General features: G+C 51.2%; 22 protein-coding genes (1 of these 22 only partly in view). 19 read left to right on the top strand and 3 right to left on the bottom strand.

The annotated features are described in order from the left end of the window. The first annotated feature begins 97 nt into the window (after positions 1–97). From M1L66_RS26155 to M1L66_RS26135, 5 genes are all read left to right on the top strand, one after another. Positions 98–862 carry a GntR family transcriptional regulator gene (locus tag M1L66_RS26155; protein WP_025531050.1) on the top strand — a complete coding sequence of 255 codons (765 nt, stop codon included), beginning with the start codon at positions 98–100 and terminating at the stop codon, positions 860–862. A gap of 12 nt (positions 863–874) precedes the next feature. Then, positions 875–1,537: a helix-turn-helix transcriptional regulator gene (locus M1L66_RS26150; RefSeq protein ID WP_002602241.1), complete on the top strand. Its 663-nt coding sequence runs from the start codon at positions 875–877 to the stop codon at positions 1,535–1,537. A 144-nt stretch (positions 1,538–1,681) separates the two neighbouring features. After that, entirely contained in the window at positions 1,682–2,059 is a 378-nt protein-coding gene (locus M1L66_RS26145) for a RidA family protein (RefSeq protein ID WP_187024601.1), read from the top strand. Positions 2,060–2,071: 12 nt separating this feature from the next. Next, on the top strand, positions 2,072–3,295 hold the full coding sequence (locus M1L66_RS26140) for a pyridoxal phosphate-dependent aminotransferase (RefSeq protein ID WP_434688804.1): 1,224 nt from the start codon (positions 2,072–2,074) through the stop codon (positions 3,293–3,295). A gap of 15 nt (positions 3,296–3,310) precedes the next feature. Further along, on the top strand, positions 3,311–4,723 hold the full coding sequence (locus M1L66_RS26135) for a Na+/H+ antiporter NhaC family protein (RefSeq protein ID WP_055660306.1): 1,413 nt from the start codon (positions 3,311–3,313) through the stop codon (positions 4,721–4,723). Between the two features lie 84 nt (positions 4,724–4,807). Here M1L66_RS26135 and M1L66_RS26130 read toward each other — a convergent pair whose 3' ends face one another. The 3 genes from M1L66_RS26130 to M1L66_RS26120 all read right to left on the bottom strand — a co-directional run bounded on the left by M1L66_RS26130 (position 4,808) and on the right by M1L66_RS26120 (position 7,846). After that, positions 4,808–5,341, bottom strand: coding sequence for a cysteine hydrolase family protein (locus M1L66_RS26130; RefSeq protein ID WP_434688803.1), 534 nt, complete (start codon positions 5,339–5,341; stop codon positions 4,808–4,810). 59 nt (positions 5,342–5,400) lie between these two features. Continuing rightward, complete coding sequence (locus tag M1L66_RS26125) at positions 5,401–5,790, bottom strand: winged helix-turn-helix transcriptional regulator (protein WP_118033267.1); 390 nt, start codon at positions 5,788–5,790, stop codon at positions 5,401–5,403. A gap of 118 nt (positions 5,791–5,908) precedes the next feature. After that, on the bottom strand, positions 5,909–7,846 hold the full coding sequence (locus tag M1L66_RS26120; protein ID WP_434688802.1) for an EAL domain-containing protein: 1,938 nt from the start codon (positions 7,844–7,846) through the stop codon (positions 5,909–5,911). A gap of 311 nt (positions 7,847–8,157) precedes the next feature. On the opposite strand from M1L66_RS26120, the gene M1L66_RS26115 reads away from it, so the two are divergent. From M1L66_RS26115 to M1L66_RS26050, 14 genes are all read left to right on the top strand, one after another. Then, positions 8,158–10,836 carry a PRD domain-containing protein gene (locus M1L66_RS26115; protein ID WP_187024604.1) on the top strand — a complete coding sequence of 893 codons (2,679 nt, stop codon included), beginning with the start codon at positions 8,158–8,160 and terminating at the stop codon, positions 10,834–10,836. A 43-nt stretch (positions 10,837–10,879) separates the two neighbouring features. Next, positions 10,880–11,296, top strand: a complete 417-nt coding sequence (locus M1L66_RS26110) for a PTS sugar transporter subunit IIA (RefSeq protein ID WP_187024605.1) — start codon at positions 10,880–10,882, stop codon at positions 11,294–11,296. Positions 11,297–11,310: 14 nt separating this feature from the next. Next, the gene (locus tag M1L66_RS26105; RefSeq protein WP_434688801.1) at positions 11,311–11,781 is read left to right on the top strand and encodes a PTS sugar transporter subunit IIB; all 471 of its coding nucleotides are present in this window, start codon (positions 11,311–11,313) and stop codon (positions 11,779–11,781) included. A 22-nt stretch (positions 11,782–11,803) separates the two neighbouring features. Continuing rightward, on the top strand, positions 11,804–12,574 hold the full coding sequence (locus M1L66_RS26100; RefSeq protein ID WP_055660326.1) for a PTS mannose/fructose/sorbose/N-acetylgalactosamine transporter subunit IIC: 771 nt from the start codon (positions 11,804–11,806) through the stop codon (positions 12,572–12,574). Further along, positions 12,561–13,397, top strand: coding sequence for a PTS system mannose/fructose/sorbose family transporter subunit IID (locus M1L66_RS26095; protein WP_187024607.1), 837 nt, complete (start codon positions 12,561–12,563; stop codon positions 13,395–13,397). The genes M1L66_RS26100 and M1L66_RS26095 overlap by 14 nt, the downstream gene beginning before the upstream one ends. A 21-nt stretch (positions 13,398–13,418) precedes the next feature. Then, on the top strand, positions 13,419–14,246 hold the full coding sequence (locus M1L66_RS26090) for a BtpA/SgcQ family protein (protein ID WP_243270523.1): 828 nt from the start codon (positions 13,419–13,421) through the stop codon (positions 14,244–14,246). Beyond that, complete coding sequence (locus tag M1L66_RS26085; protein ID WP_434688800.1) at positions 14,247–14,990, top strand: tryptophan synthase subunit alpha; 744 nt, start codon at positions 14,247–14,249, stop codon at positions 14,988–14,990. Between the two features lie 49 nt (positions 14,991–15,039). After that, entirely contained in the window at positions 15,040–16,200 is a 1,161-nt protein-coding gene (locus M1L66_RS26080; RefSeq protein ID WP_434688799.1) for an iron-containing alcohol dehydrogenase, read from the top strand. Between the two features lie 45 nt (positions 16,201–16,245). Further along, complete coding sequence (locus M1L66_RS26075) at positions 16,246–16,527, top strand: HPr family phosphocarrier protein (RefSeq protein WP_110326188.1); 282 nt, start codon at positions 16,246–16,248, stop codon at positions 16,525–16,527. Between the two features lie 471 nt (positions 16,528–16,998). Then, positions 16,999–18,531, top strand: a complete 1,533-nt coding sequence (gene abc-f / locus M1L66_RS26070) for a ribosomal protection-like ABC-F family protein (protein ID WP_434688798.1) — start codon at positions 16,999–17,001, stop codon at positions 18,529–18,531. Between the two features lie 100 nt (positions 18,532–18,631). Next, complete coding sequence (locus M1L66_RS26065; RefSeq protein WP_434688797.1) at positions 18,632–19,963, top strand: glycoside hydrolase family 30 protein; 1,332 nt, start codon at positions 18,632–18,634, stop codon at positions 19,961–19,963. After that, entirely contained in the window at positions 19,960–21,567 is a 1,608-nt protein-coding gene (locus M1L66_RS26060) for a PucR family transcriptional regulator (protein ID WP_187024612.1), read from the top strand. The genes M1L66_RS26065 and M1L66_RS26060 overlap by 4 nt, the downstream gene beginning before the upstream one ends. Before the next feature lie 232 nt (positions 21,568–21,799). Then, the gene (locus tag M1L66_RS26055) at positions 21,800–22,897 is read left to right on the top strand and encodes a DUF917 domain-containing protein (RefSeq protein WP_434688796.1); all 1,098 of its coding nucleotides are present in this window, start codon (positions 21,800–21,802) and stop codon (positions 22,895–22,897) included. Then, a protein-coding gene (locus M1L66_RS26050; protein ID WP_434688795.1) for a hydantoinase/oxoprolinase N-terminal domain-containing protein crosses the window boundary here: on the top strand, positions 22,890–24,141 show its 5' portion. It continues 299 nt past the right edge of the window; the window shows 1,252 of its 1,551 coding nt (coding positions 1–1,252); it begins with the start codon at positions 22,890–22,892; the stop codon falls past the right edge of the window. Before M1L66_RS26055 ends, M1L66_RS26050 begins: the two co-directional genes overlap by 8 nt.

Raw genomic sequence — 24,141 nt, 5'->3', positions numbered from 1 at the left:
AGCGGGTTTTCGGGTTAAAAAGGTTGCCTTGACCGATTTTGTGAGATATAATTGTAAATGGGCATTAAGGATGAAGAAGAGGACAGGAGACGCAGATATGCTAAATCAGAATGCATTGACTCCATTATATGAGCAGCTTAAGAACGCAATTAAAGATGATATACACGCACAGATCTACAGGCCGGGAGACCGGATGCCGAGTGAGGCAGAGCTGGAAGAAAAGTATCAGGTGAGCAGGATTACGGTTCGCAGGGCGGTGAAGGAGTTATGCGAGGAAGAGATTCTGGTCCGGAAGCAGGGAAAAGGGACATTTGTACTGAGTACCGGAGTGCAGAGCCGGATCGACCAGCTGGCTGGATTTCATGATTCCATGGAGAGCCAGGGAAGAACGGTTCGGACGGAGATACTGGAGAAATCCATTATTTTCGTGAAGCCATCCTATGCGAATGACCTGCAGATCTCGGTGGATGACAAGGTGGTGTATTTAAAGCGTGTCATGTATGCGGACGATATCCCCATGATGCTGGATATGTGTTACATTCCGCTTAAGCGCTTCCCGGGGATATTTGAGAAAATGGAAGGCAACGTCTCGGTATTTCAGCTTCTGCGCCAGGAGTATCACGCAAAACTGGACCGCTACTACAAGGTGCTCAAGGTGAGAAAGGCCTCCAGGGAATTCTCTGAATATTTGAAATGCGGATTGGGTGATCCGCTGTTCGATATTTTCAAGATCACCTACAACGAAGAGGGCGTGGCCCAGCATATTTCCATCAGTATTTTAAAGGGGGAGAATACCTCCTATGTAATTTCTAACAGCGAGAATGACCAGATGACCCATAGTGGGATCAGCTGGCGGGTGTAAAGGAGAAGTTTTATGGCACAGGGGAATGTTGTTTTCACACCGGAGGATCATCTGATTCTCGAATCCTACAAAACTGTGGTGGAGGGGCTTGCTGAGTATCTGGGAGACGGATACGAGCTTGTACTTCACAGTCTGGAAAATCTGGACAGCTCTGTTATCAAGATTATCAACGGACACTACACCGGAAGGACGGAGGGAGCTCCGGTGACGGACCTGGCGCTGACCATGCTGAACCGGATTCAGACGGAAGGGCTGTCCGGCCATATTTCCTACTATACCCACAACAAGAAGGGCGAACCGCTGAAATCCTCCACGATTACCATCGAGGGGACAAATGGGAAGGTCATTGGCCTGCTCTGCATTAATTTTTACTTAAACACATCGGTCGAGACCTTTGTGTCCGGTTTTCTCCCAAGGGCCGCGGACCACAGCTTTGAAAGCGAAAACTACGCGGACAATCCCCAGGAACTGGTGAACCGTGCCGTCACCGCGGCACAGGCCAAAGTGGAGGCGGATCAGTCCATACTCCCATCGCTGAAGAAGCGGGAAGTGATCGCTCAGCTGGAAGAGCAGGGGATCTTCCAGTTTAAGGAAAGCGTGCCTCTGGTTGCCGATATTCTGGGGCTTTCCAGAAATACAGTCTATCTTCACTTACGGAATTTAAGAAAAAACTGAATATAATTAATAAAAATTATTTTATTGATTTTTGGATTGACTAAAATATATTTTAGTGATATAGTATTAGTACAGCCAAGGGTGGTATTGACGTAATTTTCAATACCACCCTTTCGTGCATTTTAGAGGAAAGAAGGATAGGAAATGGAAAAAGTAGCGACAGCAGCAGCACCGGCAGCGATCGGACCGTATTCACAGGCGATAACTGCGAATGGATTTGTGTTTACATCGGGGCAGATTCCGCTTGATCCGGCGACCGGAGCGGTGGTGGAAGGGGGGATTACAGAGCAGGCCCGCCAGTCCATGAAGAATGTAAAGGCAGTGCTCGAGGCGGCGGGGGCCGACTTAACCACTGTGGCAAAGACCACATGCTTCCTGGCGGATATGGGAGACTTCGCGGCATTTAATGAAGTGTACGCCGGCTATTTTACGGGGAATCCGGCGAGGAGCTGTGTGGCGGTAAAGGACCTGCCAAAGGGTGTGTTGTGTGAGGTGGAAGCAGTAGCGATTGTAAAATCATAGGAGGGATGTTACATGGACGTAAAAAGGAGAATGAATGATCGTTTCAAAGACCTGGAGGGCGGATTGTTTTCAGCGGTGACCAAGGCCGATGTCGGAGAGGGCGTGGGAAACTTCCTTGCGGCAGGCGGTGCAAACATGGCGTGGGCGGATCCGTTTTATCCGGATCCATCGGTACCGGAATCGGCAAAAAAGGCTATGATGGAAGCGCTGGAGAGCGGAACCGTCAGCCATTATGTGATGCCGATCGGGGACCTGGCATTAAGAAAGGCGCTGGCGGAGAAGATCAGCAGGAGAACGGGACTCCCCATTGATCCGAGCCGTAATGTGATCGTGAGCCCGGGATCGGACAGCGGCCTTCTGTTTTCCATGATGCCGTTTATCGAGGAAGGGGACGAAATCATGATCCCTGATCCCAGTTATCCCAGCAATTTTTTAAATGCAAAGCTTCTGGGCGCGAAGGCGGTTCCGGTGCCTCTCTATGAGGAGGACGGATATCAGCCCAGAATGGAAGAGTTTGAAAAGAGGCTGACGCCGAAGACGAAGATGGTGCTGATCAGCCATCCCAACAATCCGACGACGACCGTGTTCCGGAAGGAGAAGCTGGAGGAACTGGCGGCGTTTATCGTTAAGAATGATCTGATTCTGGTATCCGACCAGGCGTTTGAAGATCATATTTACGATGGAATCGAGTTCGTGGCGCCGTGCACGCTGCCCGGAATGTGGGAGAGGACATTGACGGTCTGCTCCATTTCCAAGGGGCTGGGGCTGTCCGGATTCCGGATTGGATATATTTACGCGGATGATCATATCATGGATGTGCTTTACGGCGCGGCCGTCAACGTGCTGGGGGCTTCCAATACCCTGGCCAGCATCGGAGCGGTGGCCGCGGTAAAGGACGAGGCATTTTTAAAGAGCAACTATGAGCGCCTGCTTCGCCGCAGGGACTTAGCGTATGAGATCCTGTCAGAGATTCCGGGTGTGACGATGAAGCTAAGTGAGAGCGGAATCTTAAGCTGGCTAAACGTGAGCGCGCTGGGGACCAGTGGCGAGGTGGCGGACTACATAAGGGATCACGCCAACATTATGGTCAATCAGGGAACGCCGTATGGTGCACAAGGGGAAGGGCACATACGGATTGTAACAGCCTGTTTTGCCGATGATGAGGAAGCGGCGGGACGTTTCCGTGATATCAAAAGGGCGCTGACAGAACTTGCAAAGGAAAAGGGGATCTGCTAAAAGGGGGAAGCAGTTATGGGTGAGACAAATGCAAATACAAAAGAGAACTTGAAATTTCGCGGCGGTATTTTTATGTCGCTGGTTCCAGTCGCTATATTTTTTGGTTTCTGTGTCGTTTTATTTGTTATTTTCAAGGCATTTAATATGGAAGCGCTGGCCATGGGGGGATTCGTGGCATTGCTGGTGGGCGGAGTATTCTGCACCAGTTATACGAAATTCTGGGATGCGGCAATTAAGGGAATCTCTTCGATCACAAGCGTTTCTGTTATCGTTATTTTCTTCGTTATCGGTATGTTCAGCGCGTTAATGAAGGCCAGTGGCCTGTCGGGCGGTTTCGTGTGGCTGGCCAATACCATAGGTATGAACGGCGGACTGTTCGTGGCATTTACCTTCTTTGCTACCTGTGTGGTATCGACTGCGACAGGCAGCTCGATCGGAACCATGTTTACCGCGTTCCCTATTTTCTTCCCGGCGGGAGTGGTGCTGGGGGGCAGCCCCATGTTTATGGCGGGAGCCATTGTATCGGGTGCGATTTTCGGTGACAATCTGGCGCCGATCAGTGACACGACCATCGCGTCGTCATCGACACAGCAGTTTAAGGACGGCCATCCGGCCGATGTAGGCGGTGTGGTAAGCAGCCGGTTAAAATATTCCGCAGTGGCGGCCTTGATCAGCGTAGTGCTGTTCGCAGTGCTGGGCGGTATGGGCGGAACGTATCAGGGCGGTACCATCGAGGCGGCGGCAAGCCCTGTCAGCCTGATCATGCTGATTCCGGTTATTATCATGCTGATCGTGGCGACTAAGAGCCGCAACATCTTCGCGGGAATCGGAGTCGGACTTCTGCTGGGATTGATCGTGGGTCTGGCAGCAGGACTGTTCACCTTCCAGGACGTATTTGCCAATGATCCGGCCAATAATGCCGCGGTTGGCTTCCTGATCAGCGGTGTGCAGGGAATGCTGGGAACCGTGGGTCTGGTTATCGCGGTATTCGGAATTATGGGCGTGCTGACGGAAGCCGGTATGCTGGATTATATGGTGGAGGCCATCTTAAACAGCAAGGCGGCTACGACTCCGAGGGGTGCCGAGCTTATCTGTATGCTGGGGATCAGCCTCTGTACCATTATCTTCGGCGGTGTTACGAGCGCTTCTATCCTGACGTTCGGCCCAGTGCTTAATAAGGTGGGAAGTGCGAAGAATATCCATCCTTACAGAAGAGCAAACCTGCTTGACGGAACGGCCAACAGTATTCCGGCGATTATTCCGTTCATGAGCGTGTTTGTATTTATCGGAGCGGCTCTGACCGGCTTATCACCGGTGGTTGTGGCCGGAGGTACGATTTATGCGTTTGCATTGTTTGGAGTGTTCTTATTCGCGGTGATTACCGGATGGGGACGGACGATGGAGACGGAGAGCGGCGGAAAGAAGTAGAATTGTATTCTTGATAGAGTTACCATAAGTCCGTAAATACTGGAATATCCCGTATTTACGGACTTTTTTTAACGGATTATATCTTTAGAACATTTCTGAACCCAACTTGATGTTGGCAAACTTCTGATTTAATGAAGCCATATATGTGCTCTGAATAAGGCTGGCCGGGAGAGTAACGCCATTCCATTCCAAATCTTTAGTTGCACAGCCATCTGATATCAGTGTAATCTCATAGCCATAATCTTTGGCAGCTCTTATCGTTGTGTCAATACACATATGTGTCATCATTCCACAAACAACCAGTTCTGTGATCTCATTCTCCACCAGTTTGTTTTGCAAATTTGTTTCATAAAAACTATTTGGCTCATGCTTAACAATAACCGTTTCTGTAACCAGTGGTTTAATATCATGATGAATTTGTACACCATCTGTATTTGGATTAAAAAATGTCCCCTGTAAAGACTCATGACGAATGTAAATAACCGGCAGATTCTGCTTCCTGAAATTTTCTAATAAATCTTTAATCGTATTCAACGCTGCCTCTGGTTTATACAACGGGCATTTTCCATTAGGAAAATAATCATTTTGCACATCAATAATAAGTAATGCTTTTTTCATAGTCTCATATCCTTTCCTGATTCTAATGAAATGATATCGGATAATAGCTTCTATGTAAATTACTTACTTTTTCGTACGTATGGCAGGGGTTCATAACAAATTCCTTTTTCATCAAGGATTTCTGTCATACCATGCCCGACCATGTAGTCTATACCAATTTCCTGCATTATTTTAATTGCGGACAGCATCTTTTCCCCCTGCCCGGTTAAAAAATATTCCACTTTTAGAGGATATCCATCATACGTTTTTTTATCAATTAATCCAAAGTGTTTCAATTCACGCAGTTGCTCCAACAGCATTTTTTGGGTAATACCGGCTATACTGTGATGGAGTTCAGAAAAAGAACATTTTCCATTTCTAAGTTGAAAAATAAGGATTGTTTTCCATTTTCCCTTTATTATATCATGAACAAGCTCTAAGGGGCATGTGTAGCTTTCTCTAAGTTTCATTTCATCATCTCCTGTGTGCGATATTTTACATTAATAGGTCTATCTTTCAAAAACAGGGTATGGAACGACTATATTCCATACCCTGTTTTTTCGCTTTTTTCTGTTATGGGATAATCCCTTACGATTTCTCGATTCTCTCCGCCAGAAACCGCTTCGCATCTTCCCCAGGCATCGGCTTCGCATAGTAATACCCCTGAATCCAGTCGCAGCAGCATTCCTCGGCGAATGCCCTCTGCTCGTCCGTCTCCACACCTTCCGACACGACCCGCATGCCCAGTTCGTGAACGGAGCGGGCCAGGCTCTTCATCATGATGGCCGTTTTCTGGTCCTTCTGAGCCGCCCACAGCAGGCTCTTGTCCAGTTTGATCACATCCACATCCATGCTCAGCACAGAGACGAGGTTGCAGTAGCCGGTTCCAAAGTCGTCCAGACTGACTTCCGCGCCCTTTGCGTGCATCAGATCGATAAATTCTTCCAGCTCCTGGCGGCTTTCCGCGAGAACGCTCTCTGTGATCTCGATCTTGATCATCCGGTAGGGAATCCCGTGGCTTTCGATGATGGAGATCACCTTTTCCGCCGGATTATGCTGCGAAAACTGTACGCCGGAGAAATTGACGGTGACGCTTTCCAGCATCGTGATTCCGCTGTCTAAAAGGTCGTGCACGAAGCGGCAGACCGTATCCAGCACATAGTATGTAATATCCACGATCAGTCCGGTCTCCTCGGCTATGGGAATAAATTCCGAGGGATATAAGGGGCCGAGCGGGGTGGCAGGCAGGCGCAGAAGCGATTCTGCCAGGGTAAAGCACTGCTTTTCCACAGACCAGATGGGCTGGTAATACACTTGAAAACCGCCCTGGGCCAGGGCATCCTTTAGGACATCGATCACCTTAAAACGCCGTTTGACATGGTCCAGCATACCCGGGCCACAGTAGCAGATGTTGCCGTTTTTACCGTCTTTGGCGACGGAAACCGTGTATTCCAGCGCGTTGATTAAGTCCTCGATCGTATCCGCGCTTTTCGGATAGGTGGTGACGGCAATTACCGTTCCGATCATGCATCGGAAGTCACGGCTTTTCCATGGCTGGTTGAAGCGTCCGTCTATGGCTTTGACCAGACGGATGACGGTCTCCTTATCGGATTCCGGAATCAGTACGGCGAATTCATCTCCGTTGTAACGGTAAAGCTGATATGGCTTCACCGTGTTACTCAAGTAATTGCAGACGGTTTTTAAGAACTCGTCGCCGTTCTGCTGGCCGTAGGTGTCATTCACCTGTTTGAAGTTTCGAAGGGAAACGAGGAGTATGGTGAAGGAGGCATCCTTGTGGCGTTTGATCTGAAGCTGGAGGGAGTTTAAAAATTCCTTATGGTTGGGAATCCCCAGCAGATAGTCAATGGAAATCTGTTTGTTCTGCAGATACAGATAAAGGATCAGCAGTGCGCAGGTGGCGGCGGAACCGGAGAGAATGACCTCCGGGAATATCTGCTGGATGATGACGACCAGGGCCGCGATCAGCGGGAAACACGCCAGAATATTGCGGATCGTGGGATCCACCCGTTTTCCCAGTGCCACGACCGTGACGCAGGTGAACAGGCAGTAAATATAGAAGACGAGGTAAGTGATGATGATGAGAGGCCCCTGCTCATACCGGGTCTCCAGGCTTAAAGAAAACAGACAGCCGGTAAAGGGATTGGAGATAACCAGGAGCAGATAGAATGCGGCCGGAAGCAACAAAAAAAGCCACCTCTTCGGAAAACGCGGCTGATTTTCATAGAGTATGGAGAGCGCATAATAGAAATAGATGACGCCCATAAGAGGAGTGGCGATAAAGTAGATGGTCGTGACTGGCCAGTTCACCCACAGCGGAATCACTCCGGTATTCTGAATACAGATCGTCGATAAAATGTTCGACGTCATAGCCAGAAACGTCGTTAAGAAACAGACCTGAAACAGTTTGTTTTTCAGTGTCGGCAATGAATGGCTCTGCCTGGAGTAGTTCCAGATGATGCAGAGCATGACGGTTGATATGCATTCAGCAGCAATATTCCAGCTCACAATTTTTTTCCTCAATTCCCCCAAAGTGTACTTGTTCTTATCTTATCATGATGGGATGAAGCGCGCAAGCGGAAAGTCGGAGCAAATCTATAATAATTCTTACGGATCATGTATAATAAATTAATGTGCAGAATACATGCTCTTTTCGACACTAACTTGCCAATAGTGGCGGCGATTGAAAACTAATATACAAAAATCAAGGCGATATATCAATAAGTGTCTGTAAAAAGGGCGTTACTGTTCAAAAACGTTGACAAAGTCCGCAGCTGCATTGCAGCAGGGTATAATTTAATCAGAAAGAGGGAGAACGCATGGAATCTAGCACAAAACAGGAAATCGTCATTTGGATCATGAATGCGACCAGGGCGGCCGTTTCAGGAAACTGGGAGACGGTCAATGCGCAGGCTGCTGCGGAACAGCTGAATATCAGCAGGAATCTTGCGAGTCAGTATTTGAACCAGCTTGTTCATGAGAACGTGCTGTTAAAGATCAATTCGCGCCCTGTCTGCTTCCTGCATATCCGGGCCCTGGAAGAACTCACGGGGCTTCGGATCAGACGGGAGATGTTTGAGGATCTCGATGAGTTTCATGATTACATCCGGGGGCAGCACCACAGCTTTCAGTCGCTGATCGGGTTTGATGGAAGCCTGTCGGATTGCATCGAGCAGATTAAGATAGCGGCGTATTATCCGCCGAACGGGCTGCCGATGATGCTGATCGGAAAGAGAGGAACGGGAAAGAGCCTTCTTTGTTCCCTGACCTTCCAGTACATGAAGAGCATGGATATTCTGTCCGATGACGCGGTCTATATCCGAAGCTCTTTTCATGCCAGCGGCACCAGAAATGAGGCGGTCATCAAGAAGCTGTTTGCAGACAAGGAATCCGTGATAAGAAAGAACCGGACCGGACTTATGGTCCTGGAGAAGTTTCACAGGTTGGACAAGCCCCTGCAGACGCGTATCCTGGATTTTGTGGATCAGCTGAATACAGAAAAGAATTCTTCCTGGCGCGTGATCCTCACATCGGAGCCGACGGAAAGCCATGAGATAGAAAACTTCTGGAGGAACCGGATTCCGGTAATTGCCTACTGCCCGGAATTGAAACAGCGGTCGCGTCAGGAAAAGGAACGCATGGTGCTCCAGTTCTTTGTGCGGGAAGAAAATTCCATACAGAAAGCCGTCCGAATCAGCAGAAAGGTGTTTACCCATCTGGTGGATTACCGGTTTGACAATAATATAGAAGGTTTACAGAGCGAAATAAGGAAAATGTGTGCGAGGGCATACTTATACCAGAAGGATGAGACGGCGCTGTCGATTCACTCCTACTATTTTTCTGAGGAGTTGTTAAATAACATAACGGTGGAAAAGGATTTTGAGGAGGAACTCTGGATATCTCCCCGTCAGAGAGAAGAACTGAACGAGAAACAGGAGGAATACGGCCTGGGGGAGGCAGTATACGATGCTTTTCGGGAGGCGGAGTCCGGGGAGAGGCCATTTACGGCAGTTCTTGATCAGTTGTATCAGGTGTTTCAGCGGCGCATGAAGGAATATACCTATCAGTTTATCGAGGAGGAAGCACCTGAAAAAAGACCGGCTGACGTGATCTATGAGGGTCTGGTCACACTTGTGGAGAACCGTTTTCACTGTGTAATCCCACGAAACTTCGCCAAAATGCTTCAGGCCTGTCTGAGAAGACAGATGCTGGGGCTGGGAGAGAAGGAAGAACGGAGGCAGGAGGCGGAGATATTTAAGCGCCGTCTCTATGGAAAATACCAGCAGGAAGCGGAGGCGGTAGAGTATCTCTCCGGTTTGATTGAGGTGAATCTGGGAATTAAACCGGATGACACGACGGTGATCTTGTCTCTGGCTGGTCTGAAGTATTATAACCAGCAGTTAAGCGACAGGCATTTGAGTGCCGTGATTATTTGCCATGGAACCTCCACGGCTTCCAGCATGGCGGAAGCCGTGAATACACTACTGGGGCGCCACATCTTTGACGCTCTGGACATGCCGCTTCACATTCCTATGGAAAAGATCGCGGAGACGCTTAAAAACTATGTGGAGAAAAGCTGTATGTCCAGCAGGATGATTATTCTGGTGGACATGGGTTCCCTGGAACTGATCGACGAGAAATTGAGAACACTTCCGGGAATCCGTCTCGGGATCATGAATCACGTTTCTACCAGTCTGGCGGTTCATATCGGCTCAATGCTGCTGGAGGGCCGGGAAATTCCCGATATTTTAAGGGAGGCTTCGGCGGATTCTGTCTCCGCGTACCGTCTGATCGAGAGCCAGGAAAAGAACAAGGAGCCGGCCATCTTATTCATGGGGGAGAAGGGGACGGACATCGCACTGAAGATGAAGGAGCTGTTCTGGAGCAGCTTTCCGAAGGAGATACCGGTGAAGGCGCTGTACTGGAATACCGGACAGCAGAACAGTCTGGAAGAGTATATCAGAGATTCAGAATACCATATCCTGTTTTCCATTGGCGTGGACCGGTACGAGCTTCTCGATACGCCTCATCTGGATATCAGCGAGGTGATTACCTTAAACCGTAATCCCAGAGTGTATGAGATTTTAAAGGATTACTTTACCGAGGAAGAAATACGGACGCTGCTAAATAATCTGGTGAAGAATTTTTCACTTCAGAATATTATCCAGCACCTCACTATACTTAATCCAGTGACTCTGACCGACCGGATCGAGGTGTCCCTGGACCTCCTGCAGCACTACCTGAATATACGGTTTAAGCCAAATACGATTATGAGTCTTTATATCCATCTGTCATTTTTGATTGAGCGTCTTGTGACGAAAAATCCGATCGAATCGTACAGGGATCCGGAGCTTTTTAAGAAGGAACGGAGCGGGTTTATAGGTATGGTGGAGAAGAGCTTTCAGAATATTACAGACCATTACCACGTGGAGATACCTATAAGCGAAATCGCCTATATCTATGATTTCATCGAGCACAATGACGATGGGGAAAATTAGCGTTAACGCAACGCAGCATAAAAACTAGAGCGGAGGAGAGAACATGAGACATATTATAGTGGCAACCCACGGGAAATTCGCGGAGGGAATCCTGGATTCTGTCAGGCTGATTATGGGTGAACATAAGGAAGTGCAGCCATTCTGCGCATTTGTGGAGCAGGGGGTGAATTTAAACGACCAGGTAGATGCGCTGCTTTCGTCCATACCGGAGACGGATGAGATTCTGGTGGCAGCCGATCTGATGGGAGGAAGCGTGTGCAATGAATTTATCCGGAGGCTTGACCGGCCCGGACTTCATATCGTGGCGGGCTTGAATCTGGCCATGCTTCTGGAGATGATCGCAAATGTGGATCTTCCGATTGACGATGTGATCCGCAGTGCGGTGGAACTGTCCAGAGAATCTATTGTATTTTGTAACCCGCTGGCGGTGGGGACGCCGGTGGAATGCGACAGTTTTTAAAGGAGGGATGAACTATGATCAAACTGTTGAGGGTGGATAAACGCCTCCTGCATGGCCAGGTAGCGTTCACCTGGACGTCGTCGCTGGGGGCCGACTGCATCCTGATTGCGTGTGATACGCTGCAGAATGATCCGCTTCGGCTTACCACGATCAAACTCAGCAAACCGTCGGGGGCGAAGCTGGTGATCAAGAACGTGAAGGAATCGATTGCTGCCATTAACGAGGGAAAAACGGATAAATACGTCCTTTTCATCGTTGTGGAATGCATAAAAGACGCATACCGTCTGCTGAAAGGTTGTCCGGATATTGGCGGGGTAAGCCTGGGCTACACGGATGCGAGAGAGGGGTGTGAAAAACTGGCAAATTCCATATTTGCCACCGAAGAGGAAGTCGGACTGTTACGGGAACTAATTCAGGATGGGAAAGACGTGACCATCCAGACGGTTCCAACTGCCAAGGCCACGTCTGTCAAAAAAATGTTATAGCCATGAAAAGGAGGAGAAAAATATGTTACAAGCATTGCTGTTGGGGTTATGCGGGGCGTACGGACATATCGATTGGGGAATCGGAACACCGTTTTTAAACCGTCCGCTGGTATTGGGGCCTATCGTTGGTCTGATTCTGGGGAATGTGGAGCAGGGAATTATCATTGGCGCAACTCTGGAGGTATTCTTTTTAGGCGCCATGGCAATCGGCTCCTATATTCCACCGGATGCGTGTGTCGGCGGCGTTCTGGGAACTGCGTTCGCCATTAAAGCCGGACTGTCTGCAGAGATGGCGCTGGCCATGGCGATACCGATCGCCATTATCGCCACATCATTCCAGAATATTTTATGGTCTATTTTTTCCATGACCTCCAAGATCGCTGACCGCTACGCGGATCAGGGAAATGAGAAGGGGATCGCGGCCATTATGTTCATGGAAGGAACCTTAAACGTCCTCCTTAAGTTTTTCCTGGTATTCTTCGCCTGGCTGTTTGGGGCGGAGCAGGTATCCTATCTGCTGAATCAGATTCCGGAGGTGTTTACACATGGAATGACCGTAGCCGGCGGACTGCTCAGTGCCATCGGACTTGCCATGCTGATGCGCATGATCGTGAACAAGAAAGTAGCGCCATACTGGTTTTTGGGATTTATCCTGGCGGCCTATTTAAAGATTCCGGTGCTGGGACTTGCAATTCTGGGTGTTATCTACATTCTGACAAAGTTTGATTTTAGCATGAAGACCGTAAACGCTGTAAATGAAAACGGGGAGGTGGCAGCAGATGACGACTTTTAATTCCAACAATGAGAAAGACCGGATGTTTTCAAAACAGGATATCCGTAGAATGTGTTTCCGTTCCCTGACAGGTGGATTTTCCGTCAACTGGGATCGTCTGGTACATAAAACCTTTACATTTATGATCGCTCCGTTCTTAAAGAAAATTTATGCGGATGACAAAGAGGCGTATATTCAGTCTCTGAAGCGAAACATGGAGTTTTTCAACATTACACCGCAGTTCCATTCGTTCATGGGCGGTCTGACCATCGCTATGGAAGAACAGAATGCGAAAAATAAGAATTTTGACACATCGACCATCAACTCCGTAAAAGCGGCGCTCATGGGTCCATTATCCGGAATCGGTGATTCCGTATTTCCGGGCACACTGCGCATTATCGCAGCAGGTATCGGTATCTCACTGGCCATGCAGGGGAATATCCTGGGACCTATACTGTATGCGTTAATATACTGTATTCCTTCGTATTACGTGCGTTTCGCAGGTGGACAGCTGGGATATCGGCTGGGCGTGGAATTCCTGGATAAGGTTCAGCAATCCGGACTGATGGACAAGATTATGACAGCGGCCTCCATCCTGGGCTGTATTGTGATCGGAGGCATGGTCAGTGCCATGGTGGCCACCAACTTTGCCATTTCCTTTGGTTCCGGTGAAAGTGTCATGACACTGCAGAATGCGCTGGACAGCATCATCCCGGGTATTGCAGGGGCGGGAATCACATGGCTGTTCTACTGGCTTCTCGGCAAGAAGGTGAGCACCGTGGTTCTGCTGCTGGGAACCATAGTCGTATGCGTCCTTTTAACCGGACTTGGAATCATGGCTTAAACAGACAGAGGGGAGTGAACTATGGGGATCGATCAGATGATGGAAAAAATGGCGCGGGGACAGAAGGCCGTAATCGGCATGGTACATTGCCTGCCGCTGCCGGGTACGCTGAATTACCGGGGGAGCGTGGAGGAACTGTTTGAACGGGCTGTAACGGATGCGGTTACGCTGTGGCGGTCCGGAGTCGACGCAGTGATCGTGGAAAATACGAATGACCTTCCTCAGAGCCGTTTGCTGGAGATCGAGCAGGTGGCGGTATTGTCCGCCATCGTCCGGGCGGTTGTGGAGCAGACCAAAATCCCCGTTGGGGTGGATGCATCCTTTAATGACGGAGTAGCCGGAATGGCTATCGCATATGGTACAGGTGCCTCTTTTATCCGGTCCACGGTGTTTGTGGACCGCGTGGTGGTCACAGGAGTGGGAGAGATCGGGCCATGCTGTAAAGAGGTGATCCGCATGAGGCGTTTCTTAGGAGCAGAAGAGGTAAAAATCTTCGCGGATGTGCAGGTGAAGCATTCTCATATGGCAGATGAAACCGTATCGCTGGAAGAATCTTGCCGTGCTGCGGTGGACTCTGGTGCGGACGCATTAATTGTCACGGGAGTGAGTACTGGTAAGGAGACTCCGTTAGATTCCATCCGTACCGCAAAACAGTCGGTATCTGTGCCTGTTGTGATCGGAAGCGGCTTCCATGCAGGAAACGCGGGCGAACAGTTTCAGTCAGCCGACGGCGCAATTGTGGGAACTGCCCTCAAACGTGGTGGTATCATAACCAATCCGGTGGATGGAAAACTGTGCAGAGCTCTCATGGAGGAGATCGGGAGAAGACCGTGGGAGGGACGTGGATAGATGGCAGATAAGATGAAGCTGATTGCGTATCTGTCCGGCGGTTATCCCACCATGGATAAGAGCGTAGAGATGGCAAAGCTATATGTGGCGGGAGGCTGTGATGCCATCGAATGGAATTTTCCGCCCCGGGAGCCCCATATGGAGGCCGACTATATCGCGGAAAAGATGGCGGCGGCCAGGCGGCAGTGTGACGATTACAGCGAATACATGGAACGGCTGGCGCGGTTTAAGGAGAAGGAGCCGCAGGCAGAGGTAATTCCCATGCTTTACCAGGAGACGGTTCTGGATATCGGAGCCCTGCGTCTTGCCGCCTATTTAAAAGAAAACGGTATGGACACAGTCATCACGGCGGATATCAGCGCGCCGGATATCCTGGAGGTATTTGATCAGTATGGAATTATGATTGCGCCCTTCGTATCCTTTCAGATGGAGGAGAAAGCGGTGGCAAGGGCGGTGGAAAGCAGAGGCTTTGTATATATGCAGGCCATGCCCACAGCTTCGGAGAGAACACCGGTTTTTGACTGGGACACACTGAAAAATTGTGTGGAAACGCTGAGAAGAAGGGGGGTACGATGCCCCATCTACTGTGGCGGCGGAATCAGGACCGCGGAGGACGTGGCATTCATCAGGCGGTCGGGCGGAGACGGATTCTTTCTGGGAAGCAGTTTAATGGAGTATTACGAGGATCCGGTGCAGCTGATGGCGGTAATGAGAGCGTTTCGTAAGGCTGCTTCCGGTGAGTAAGGGTATTAGATGGATAACATCAGAATAAGACAAGAAGGAGCATGAGACAATGGACAATTTTTTATATCACATTCCAACGAAGATTCACTTTGGCAGGGGAAAGGTGAGCGAGCTTCCCGGAGAGGTGCAGGTATACGGAAAACGGGTTCTGCTGGTTTACGGCGGCGGAAGTATAAAGAAGATCGGGCTGTATGACAGCATCACAAAGCTCTTTGCAGATGCCGGAATCGAGTGGTATGAGCTTGGCGGAGTGGATCCCAATCCGCGTGTGGAATCGGTGCGGGAAGGCGTCAGGCTCTGCAGAGAACATGGAATCGACGTGGTGGTTCCGGCAGGCGGAGGAAGCGCCATCGACTGTGCAAAGGCCGTGGCAGCCTGCGCTTCCTATGAGGGAGACGCTTGGGACATGGTGAGCGGAAAGGTAAAGGTGGAGGAGGTTCTGCCAGTGATCGCAGTCCTTACCGTGGCAGCGACCGGTTCCGAGATGGATACATCCGCTGTTATCTCCAATCCGGAGACCAGGGATAAGATCGGATTCTCTAACGCAGCAATGAGACCAAAGGTATCCATTATGGACCCGGAGTATACATACAGCGTCTCAAAGTATCAGACGGCAGCAGGAACCGCCGACATCATCAGCCATGTGCTGGAAGTGTATTTTAACAACAATCCGGGGGCCTATCTTCAGAACCGTTTCTGTGAGGCGGTGCTTAAAACGGCAGTAGCGTACGGTCACCGGGCGTACCGGGATCCTGAAGACTATGAGGCGAGGGCCAATCTGATGTGGGCCGGTAGCTGGGCGATCAATGGGCTTCTCTCCAAGGGGAATCCGGTTGGCTGGAGTGCTCACTCGATGGAACACGAACTCAGCGCTTTTTATGATATCACCCACGGAGCGGGGCTTGCCGTGCTCATTCCTCACTGGCTGCGTCATATGATGCGGGAGGAGAATCTCTATAACTATGTAGAATACGGTGTGGAGATATGGGGAATTGACCCATCCCTCGATCCTCATGAGATCGCGGAGAAGGCGATCAGGGCGACGGAGGCTTATTTTAAGGAGATGGATCTTCCTTCTACGCTTAAGGAACTGGGAATTGATGAGGAATACTTTGACGAGATGGCGGAGAAGGCAGGCGCGGGACTAAAAAAAGCGTTTATCCCCATGGAGAAAGAGGACGTGCTCGCTATTTTTAAGGCAGCATTATAAATCAGCATTATCAATCAGACAGAGACGACACTTAAGGAGACGGGTATGTATTCAAAACAGGCTACGGTAATCAATGCCACCGGCATTCATGCGCGGCCAGCCAGCCAGTTTGTTGACCAGGCGAAGAAATTCAAGGCCGGCGTGACCGTGCGGAACACGGGAAATGCCGCCGGCGGAGGAGTCAGTGCGAAATCCATTATCGGTATTCTGTCACTGGGGATGAGCCAGGGGACGGTAATTGAGATTTCAGCCGAGGGAGAAGACGAGAAGCCGGCGGTCGATATGCTGGTGGAGCTGGTAGAAAGCGGATTTGGAGAAAAAATCTGATTCAGAAAAGGAATGGCGGATGCGGACCGTGTATCGCAGATGCTGTTCCTTTTTTTACGAAAATTGACATCCCCAATCCATTGTGATATAATAAGGGCGTTTCAGCAAAGGAGAATTATCATGAACTTTTATTTGACAAGCCAGCTTAAAAGGAAACTGAACTCTGTACAATCCATACCGGTGAAACATTGTGCAGAGTATAGCGTATAAATGATGTATTGAGATTTCATCGGGAAACAGGGCAATATCCATACCTGACAGGTATGGATACTGTCTGTTTTCCTTACGGGAATCTGACGGATCAGAGGCTATGGACAATGTTTTGTCCGTAGCCTTTTGTGTTTCATAAGCTCTTTTCGAGCTTACAGGCAGAAGGCTGCTGCATCGGCGGATGCGGAAGTGCCTTCTGCCTTTTTGCGTTTTTACGCGGGATAACTGGATTTATAACAGAGAAGAAAGGAAATAAAAGCTATGAGCTTATTGGAAATAAATGGATTGACACATGCGTTTGGAGATAACCTGCTCTATAAAAACGCGGAGCTGACACTGAACAAAGGAGAACACATCGGCATCGTCGGAAGGAACGGAACCGGAAAGAGCACCCTGATCAAAATATGCACCGGGCAGGTGATACCGGATGCCGGGCGGATCGTCTGGCAGCCCAGACTTTCTGTCGGCTATCTGGATCAGTACGCGGAGATGGATCACAGTATGACGATGAGGGAGTTTTTAAAGTCGGCATTTAAACGGATGTACGAGATGGAAAGTGAGATAACCGCACTGTACGAGAGGGCCGCGGAGGGGGACACAGGCTTACTGGGGCGGGCGGCCCGGCTTCAGGAGGAACTGGAAACCCTTGATTTCTATTCCATCGACACCCGCATCGAACAGGTAGCAAACGGTCTGGGACTGTCCGCCATAGGCCTTGACCGTTCCATCGGACAGATGAGCGGCGGACAGCGGGCAAAGGTGATTTTAGCGAAGCTTCTGCTGGAACAGCCGGAGGTCCTGCTGTTTGATGAACCGACCAACTTCCTGGACCGGGAACACGTCGCCTGGCTGGCCGGCTACTTATCCGGCCTGGAGCATGCATTCCTGGTCGTGTCCCACGATTACGGCTTTCTGGATAAAATCGCAAACCGCATCTGCGATATCGACAACGGCACGATCACGAAGTATTATGGCATCTATTCCGAATTTCTGAAAAAGAAGACTATGCTGCGGGAAGATTACGTCCGGCAGTATGCGGCGCAGCAGAGAGAGATTAAAGAGACCGAGGAGTTTATCCGGAAAAATATTGCCGGTCGGAAGTCCAGAATGGCGAGAGGCCGTCAAAAACAGCTGGACCGCATGAAAAAGATGGAGAAGATGGACAGAAAGGAGATAAAGCCGCTCTTCCATTTCCCGGAACTGCCGCTGACCAATACGGAGCATCTGGCGGTGAGACACCTGGCCGTCGGATACCAGTATCCGGTGCTGTCTAACCTGGATTTCAGCATTGGAGGCGGTCAGAAGGTGGTTATTACGGGCTTTAACGGAATTGGAAAATCAACGCTGCTGAAGACACTGGCAGGCCAGATTCCCTCCCTGCGGGGCAGTTATAAATTCTCCGATCAGGTGGTGCCCGGATATTTTGAACAGGAGCTTAAGTGGAACGACAAAACGATGACGCCCATGGAGCTTATATCAGATGCCAGACCGGATCTTGCGGGGAAGGAAGTCCGGAAAAATCTGGCCCGGTGCGGCATCTCCAGCGAACATGCCATGCAGCCCATTGGAACCTTGAGCGGCGGAGAACAGGCAAAAGTAAAGATGTGCCTGCTGACGTTGAAACCGTGCAATTTCCTGATTCTGGATGAGCCGACCAACCACCTGGATGTCCTGGCGAAGGAGGCGCTTAAGGAGGCCTTGGCCGAATTCCCGGGGACTGTCCTGCTGGTTTCACACGAGGAGGTATTTTACCGGGATCTGGTGCAGCGGGTGATTGAGATCGGAAAAGGGTGAGAAAAGGCGGCATGGAAGCTGTACTATGTCAGATGAAAGTGGATACAGAAGTCTCATATCATGGTATAATAATCTCAGAATCGTTAGAGAGGAGAATGAGATGAAGATTATAACAACCGATGTAGCTGCCGGCCGTTATTTTGATGAGACAGCGGCAGTGTGGAAGGAGGAACCGGACCGGGAGAGCGGGCTGGTCACCATTTATCCGGAGAAACAGTATCAGCCGGTCCTGGGATTCGGAGGCGCATTTACGCAGGCGGCCGGTTACGCGTGGTCTGCTCTGAACAGCGAGCAGAGGTCGGAAGCGGTGAACGCGTACTTTTCAGCGGACGGGCTGGGCTACCGTTTCTGCAGAACCCATATTAACAGCTGTGACTTTTCGCTGAGGAACTACTGTTACGTCGCAGATGGTGATGAGGCGCTGGCCACCTTTTCCACGGACTGCGACGAGGAGTACTTACTGCCCCTGATCCGTCAGGCGAAAGAGGCCGCGGGCGAAGGGCTGTGCCTGCTGGCGACTCCGTGGAGCCCGCCTCCGTTTATGAAGACCAACGGGGAAATGAACCATGGCGGAAAACTGAAGCCGGAATACCGGAACCTGTGGGCGGAGTATATCGTCCGTTACCTCATCTCCTACCGGGAAAAGGGCATCCGCGTGGGATACGTGTCCGTTCAAAATGAGCCGAAGGCTGTTCAGACCTGGGATTCCTGTGTCTACACGCCAAAGGAGGAGCGGGACTTTGCCCTTGGATATTTAAAGCCGGCTCTTGACCGGGCTGGCCTGGACGTAAAGATTCTGCTGTGGGATCACAATAAGGAACGTGTCTATGAGAACGCGAAGACGTATTTTGAAGGGGATTCGGAAGGAATCTGGGGAATGGGCTTTCACTGGTACAGCGGGGATCATTTTGAAAATCTTCAGATGGTCAGCGAGGATTACCCGGAGAAGTCCCTGATTTTCACGGAGGGCTGCGTGGAGTACTCCAGATTTGACAGAAATAACCTGCAGCAGCAGGCGGAGATGTACGCCCATGATATGATCGGAAACTTTAACCATGGCTGCAGGGCCCACATCGACTGGAACTTATTCCTGGATGAGAACGGCGGTCCGAACCACGTTGGAAATTACTGCGCGGCCCCCATCATGCTCCATACAAAGGAGCATACGATCGAACGGCAGCCCAGCTACTATTACATCGGCCATTTCAGCCGCTATGTGAAGCCAGGAGCAGTGAGAATCGGGATTTCCAGATACACTTCAGAAGTGGAGGTGTGCTCCTTCTTAAATCCTGACGGAAGCCTGGCGGTCATCCTCTTAAACCGGGAGGATCACCCGGTGGAAGTGGTCCTGCGCCACAGGACGAAGACCTCTGCACTGGAGCTTGCGCCCCACACGATCGTCACAGTGACGAACGAGGGAGAGAAGCAATGAGTGTGACTGTGGCGGATCTGCTCCGTCTCTCCTCCCTGCGAAATGCGCGGGTGGAGGCGGGCAGGGGCGGCCTGTCCCGCATCGTGGCGTCTCTGTCCGTACTGGAATACGCGGACCCGGATCAGATGGTGGATGCCTTCTTCCGAAATGATGACTACTACGGAAGCGAAATTGTCATAACCGGTTTCATGAATAACCCGGAGGACGAGGAGCGGCAGTGCGCGGTGACTAAACGGCTGGCCGAGGCCGGTGAGGTAGGGCTGATTCTTTATTACGTCGGCCTCTTTATGCCGCGCATTCCCGAGGCCATGAAGCGGATCGCCGATGCGTATCATTTCGTCCTGATCGTCATGCCGGAAAACCGTATGGATTTCCGTTATTCCGACGCCATCAGCGAGATCATGGAGGCCATCGTCAAGGACCGGCTGAATAATACGGCGTTTGTCGGGGAGCTTCTGGATCAGGTGGCGCGCCTGCCGGAGCACCAGCGCTCGGTGGGAACCATGCTTAAGATGCTTAGCGAGAGAATCATGGCTTCCATACTCCTGACCGATCAGTCCTTCCGTGTCCTGAATGAAGCGGTCTGGCCGCTGAACCAGGAAAAGACGCTGAGCCGATTCCTGACAGAGGGAAAACTGCCGGAGATGGGGAGTGAGAGAACCGTATACACTTCGGACTCTGAGTACGTTCTGGCCCGCTTTCCCATCCTGCTTCACAAAGACCGTCATATGGAGCTGTTTATCTTTAAAGAGGGAGAACCGCTGGTGGAGACTGTCCGGCAGCAGGTTGTGGAGGCTGTGCAGCTGGCGGTCAATATCTGGAGCACGCAGCACGATGAGGTGGACGTGACGGAGCTGGTCCGCGCGATCTTAAAGGACGAGCCCATGAAGATGCGCCGGCTGGCCGATATCTTCCATATCGATGTGGCCTCCATCCACTCCATGATGATCTTTCACGTGGAAGAGGATTGGCAGAAGATGAACGGCGTCTCCGCGCTTAAGGGCCTCACAGGATTACTGTCCTCTTTTTATAAGACTGTGTTTGCAGACATCTGCGAGGGGGAGATGGTGATCTTCGTGGAAGGCCCCCGGTCTCTCGGTGAGGAAAAGGAAATCCTGACGGCTGTCCAGGCGTACATGGAGCCGTATACGGTGTTTTACACCATCACCTGCTGCAATCATCTGGCCGATACCGCCGCGGTGCGGGAAGCCTTTCTGCTGCACCGGGATTATATTGAAGACACCATTGCGATCTTTCCGGAAAAGGAGGCGTACCACCTTCAGGAGATCGGCTTTGCGAGAGACTGCCGTGAGAGAATCGGAAGAGGTGAGGAGGCGGTGCAGGAGGCCTTAAGGCCGCTTGCCGCCCTGCGGGACGCGAAGGAGGAGAAGGATGCTGTCAGGACGCTGGAGGTCTATCTCCTGGATGCCCAGTGCAGCTACTTAAAGACGGGAGAACTGCTCTATCTTCATAAGAATACGGTGAAATACCGCATTCAGCGTTTTTCCGATATTCTTGGCTACCGTATCGGTGATTTCCCGGACACCTTTTCCTTATACTGTGCGGTGGCGGTGAACCGGCTGCTGACCTTTTGTCCAAAGTGACAAAAAATACGGCTTATTTTCGTTTTTCCAGGGGATTCATTTTTCCGAATAAATAATTTATGATAGTAGAAAGGTCAATAGGTCAACGAAAGACGTTGGCCTTTCTGTTTTTCTGGCGGCGCGGGTTCTGAAGTGAGGCAATGTGGTATTTGATGTGCATAAGTGTAAGTTTTGACTGCGGAAATGTGGAATATGGCCTGCAGAAATTTAAAGATAAGGAGTGTGGCGGCACATGCGAAAGATCGGCTTGAGTGAAATTGAAGATATTGCCCTGGGCGCTTCCCTGCTGGGAGCGGGCGGAGGCGGAGACCCTTACATAGGAAAACTGGTTGCCATGGGCGCGGTAAAGGAACGGGGGCCGGTGACGCTTCTGGACCCGGAGGAGATTCCGGATGACGCGCTGGTGGTTCCCATCGCCATGATGGGGGCGCCTACGATTCTGGGCGAAAAGGGCGTTGGGGGAAAAGAGTACGAAGTGCTGTACAACATGATCTCCCAGTATTACGGTAAAAAGATATTTGCATTTATGCCAATAGAGGCGGGCGGTGTCAACTCCATGCTACCCATCGCGGCGGCGGCCAGGCTGGGACTTCCCATGGTGGACGCGGATGGAATGGGCCGGGCGTTCCCGGAGCTCCAGATGGTGACGTTTACCATGGCCGGCATATCGGCGACGCCTATGGCCCTGGTGGATGAGAAGGGAAACAGCGTGATCTTTAACACCATCACGAATCAGTGGACCGAGGAACTGGCGAGGTCGGTCACCATGAGCTGCGGCGGCTCGGTCTCGGTCTCCCTCTACTGTGTGGAAGGGGCCATTCTCAAACAGCACGCCGTGAAGGGCATCATCACCAGAAGCCAGAAGCTGGGCGAGGCCATACGCAGGGTGAAGGAGAGCACGGATCTGACTCCCGAGGAACGTTTCCTGGAGTTTTCCGAAGGTTACCGTCTGTTTAAGGGAAAGATCGCCGATGTCCTTCGGGAGACCAACGGCGCCTTCAACCTGGGCCGCGTCGTCATCGAGGGAATCGGAAGCGACCGCGGGAAAAGGGCGGAGGTGGTATTCCAGAACGAAAATCTGTCTGCCTCCGTGGACGGCGTCATTCTGGCTACCGTGCCGGATCTCATCTGTCTGGTCGATACGGAGACCTTCATTCCAGTGACGACAGACGCCTTAAAATACGGGAAACGTGTTCTTGCGGTCGGGCTCAAATGCTTTGACGCGTGGAGAAGCGAGGCGGGCCTTAAGCTGGTGGGACCGCGCTATTTTGGAATCGATACGGACTATGTGCCGCTGGAAGATCGGATTGGAGGGAATGCAGATGTATAAATTGGGAATTGACGTTGGAGGCACCAATACGGACGCGGTCCTGATCGACAGCGACCGAAATGTAGTAGCGGAAGTGAAGTATCCGACTTCCGGCGATATCTATGACGGCATCCTCGGCGCGGTCCGCGCCTGCTTGAAGGCGTCCGGGATCAACCGGGCGGAGATCAGCCAGGCCATGCTGGGAACCACCCAGTGTACGAACGCCATTGTGGAGCGGAAATCCCTGGCCCCGATCGGCATCCTTCGGATTGGCGCCCCCGCTACGCTGGGAATACCGCCGATGATAGACTGGGAAGAAGATATACAGAAAATCGCCGTGGATTACGCGGTTGTGGGAGGCGGCTTCGAATACGACGGAAAAGAGCTGGCCCCCTTTGACCGGGAAGCGGCGGCCCGATTCTTTGAAGGGCTGAAGGGAAGGGTAAAATCCGTGGCGATCTCCTGCGTCTTCTCCACGGTGAGAAACGACCATGAGCTGGAGGCGGCCGCGCTCTGCCGTGAGGTGATGGGGGAGGAGGTCCATGTGTCAGTATCCAGCGAGATCGGTTCCATGGGACTGATCGAACGGGAAAATGCCGCCATATTAAATGCCGCCCTGTACGAGGTGGCGGAACGCTTTACCACCGGATTTGCAAAAACACTGGAAGACGAAGGTGTTACAGACGCCAGAGTCTACTTATCCCAGAACGACGGCACGCTCATGACCATGGAGTATGCGAAGAAGTATCCGATCTTAACGATCGCATGCGGCCCGACCAACTCCATCCGGGGGGCCAGCTACTTAAGCCATTTAAAGGATGCCATCGTGATTGATGTGGGTGGAACCACAACAGATCTCGGTGTAATTTTAGCGGGCTTTCCACGGGAATCCGGCGTTGCCGTGACGATCGGCGGCGTCCGCACGAATTTCCGTATGCCGGATGTGATCTCCATCGGTCTCGGCGGCGGTTCCATTGTCAGGCAGCATGAGGATGGAACCGTGACCGTAGGTCCGGACAGCGTGGGCTACCGGATCACCGAGAAAGCCCTTGTATTCGGCGGGGATACCTTGACGGCCACGGATGTGGCGGTGAAGCTTAAGCTGGCGGATATCGGAGATAAGTCGAAGGTGGAACAGCTGGATTATGAGACGGCCAGGAAGGCCATGGAGGCAATCCGTTCCATGGTCGAGGACAGCATCGACGCCATGAAGGTATCCAGTGCGGACATTGATGTCATCCTGGTAGGAGGCGGCTCCATCATTA

Origin of the sequence: Hungatella sp. SB206, assembly GCF_051132295.1 — a bacterium.
GTDB lineage: Bacteria > Bacillota > Clostridia > Lachnospirales > Lachnospiraceae > Hungatella > Hungatella effluvii.
The sequence above is the reverse complement of the archived record's forward strand: the minus strand, read 5'-3'. Positions and strand labels throughout refer to the sequence as shown.

Bases quoted from the DNA above. Each gene is read 5' to 3' on its own strand.
- M1L66_RS26155 (WP_025531050.1), top strand. From the start codon at position 98: ATGCTAAATCAGAATGCATTGACTCCATTATATGAGCAGCTTAAGAAC.
- M1L66_RS26150 (WP_002602241.1), top strand. From the start codon at position 875: ATGGCACAGGGGAATGTTGTTTTCACACCGGAGGATCATCTGATTCTC.
- M1L66_RS26145 (WP_187024601.1), top strand. From the start codon at position 1,682: ATGGAAAAAGTAGCGACAGCAGCAGCACCGGCAGCGATCGGACCGTAT.
- M1L66_RS26140 (WP_434688804.1), top strand. From the start codon at position 2,072: ATGGACGTAAAAAGGAGAATGAATGATCGTTTCAAAGACCTGGAGGGC.
- M1L66_RS26135 (WP_055660306.1), top strand. From the start codon at position 3,311: ATGGGTGAGACAAATGCAAATACAAAAGAGAACTTGAAATTTCGCGGC.
- M1L66_RS26130 (WP_434688803.1), bottom strand. From the start codon at position 5,341: ATGAAAAAAGCATTACTTATTATTGATGTGCAAAATGATTATTTTCCT.
- M1L66_RS26125 (WP_118033267.1), bottom strand. From the start codon at position 5,790: ATGAAACTTAGAGAAAGCTACACATGCCCCTTAGAGCTTGTTCATGAT.
- M1L66_RS26115 (WP_187024604.1), top strand. From the start codon at position 8,158: ATGGAATCTAGCACAAAACAGGAAATCGTCATTTGGATCATGAATGCG.
- M1L66_RS26110 (WP_187024605.1), top strand. From the start codon at position 10,880: ATGAGACATATTATAGTGGCAACCCACGGGAAATTCGCGGAGGGAATC.
- M1L66_RS26105 (WP_434688801.1), top strand. From the start codon at position 11,311: ATGATCAAACTGTTGAGGGTGGATAAACGCCTCCTGCATGGCCAGGTA.
- M1L66_RS26100 (WP_055660326.1), top strand. From the start codon at position 11,804: ATGTTACAAGCATTGCTGTTGGGGTTATGCGGGGCGTACGGACATATC.
- M1L66_RS26095 (WP_187024607.1), top strand. From the start codon at position 12,561: ATGACGACTTTTAATTCCAACAATGAGAAAGACCGGATGTTTTCAAAA.
- M1L66_RS26090 (WP_243270523.1), top strand. From the start codon at position 13,419: ATGGGGATCGATCAGATGATGGAAAAAATGGCGCGGGGACAGAAGGCC.
- M1L66_RS26085 (WP_434688800.1), top strand. From the start codon at position 14,247: ATGGCAGATAAGATGAAGCTGATTGCGTATCTGTCCGGCGGTTATCCC.
- M1L66_RS26080 (WP_434688799.1), top strand. From the start codon at position 15,040: ATGGACAATTTTTTATATCACATTCCAACGAAGATTCACTTTGGCAGG.
- M1L66_RS26075 (WP_110326188.1), top strand. From the start codon at position 16,246: ATGTATTCAAAACAGGCTACGGTAATCAATGCCACCGGCATTCATGCG.
- abc-f (WP_434688798.1), top strand. From the start codon at position 16,999: ATGAGCTTATTGGAAATAAATGGATTGACACATGCGTTTGGAGATAAC.
- M1L66_RS26065 (WP_434688797.1), top strand. From the start codon at position 18,632: ATGAAGATTATAACAACCGATGTAGCTGCCGGCCGTTATTTTGATGAG.
- M1L66_RS26060 (WP_187024612.1), top strand. From the start codon at position 19,960: ATGAGTGTGACTGTGGCGGATCTGCTCCGTCTCTCCTCCCTGCGAAAT.
- M1L66_RS26055 (WP_434688796.1), top strand. From the start codon at position 21,800: ATGCGAAAGATCGGCTTGAGTGAAATTGAAGATATTGCCCTGGGCGCT.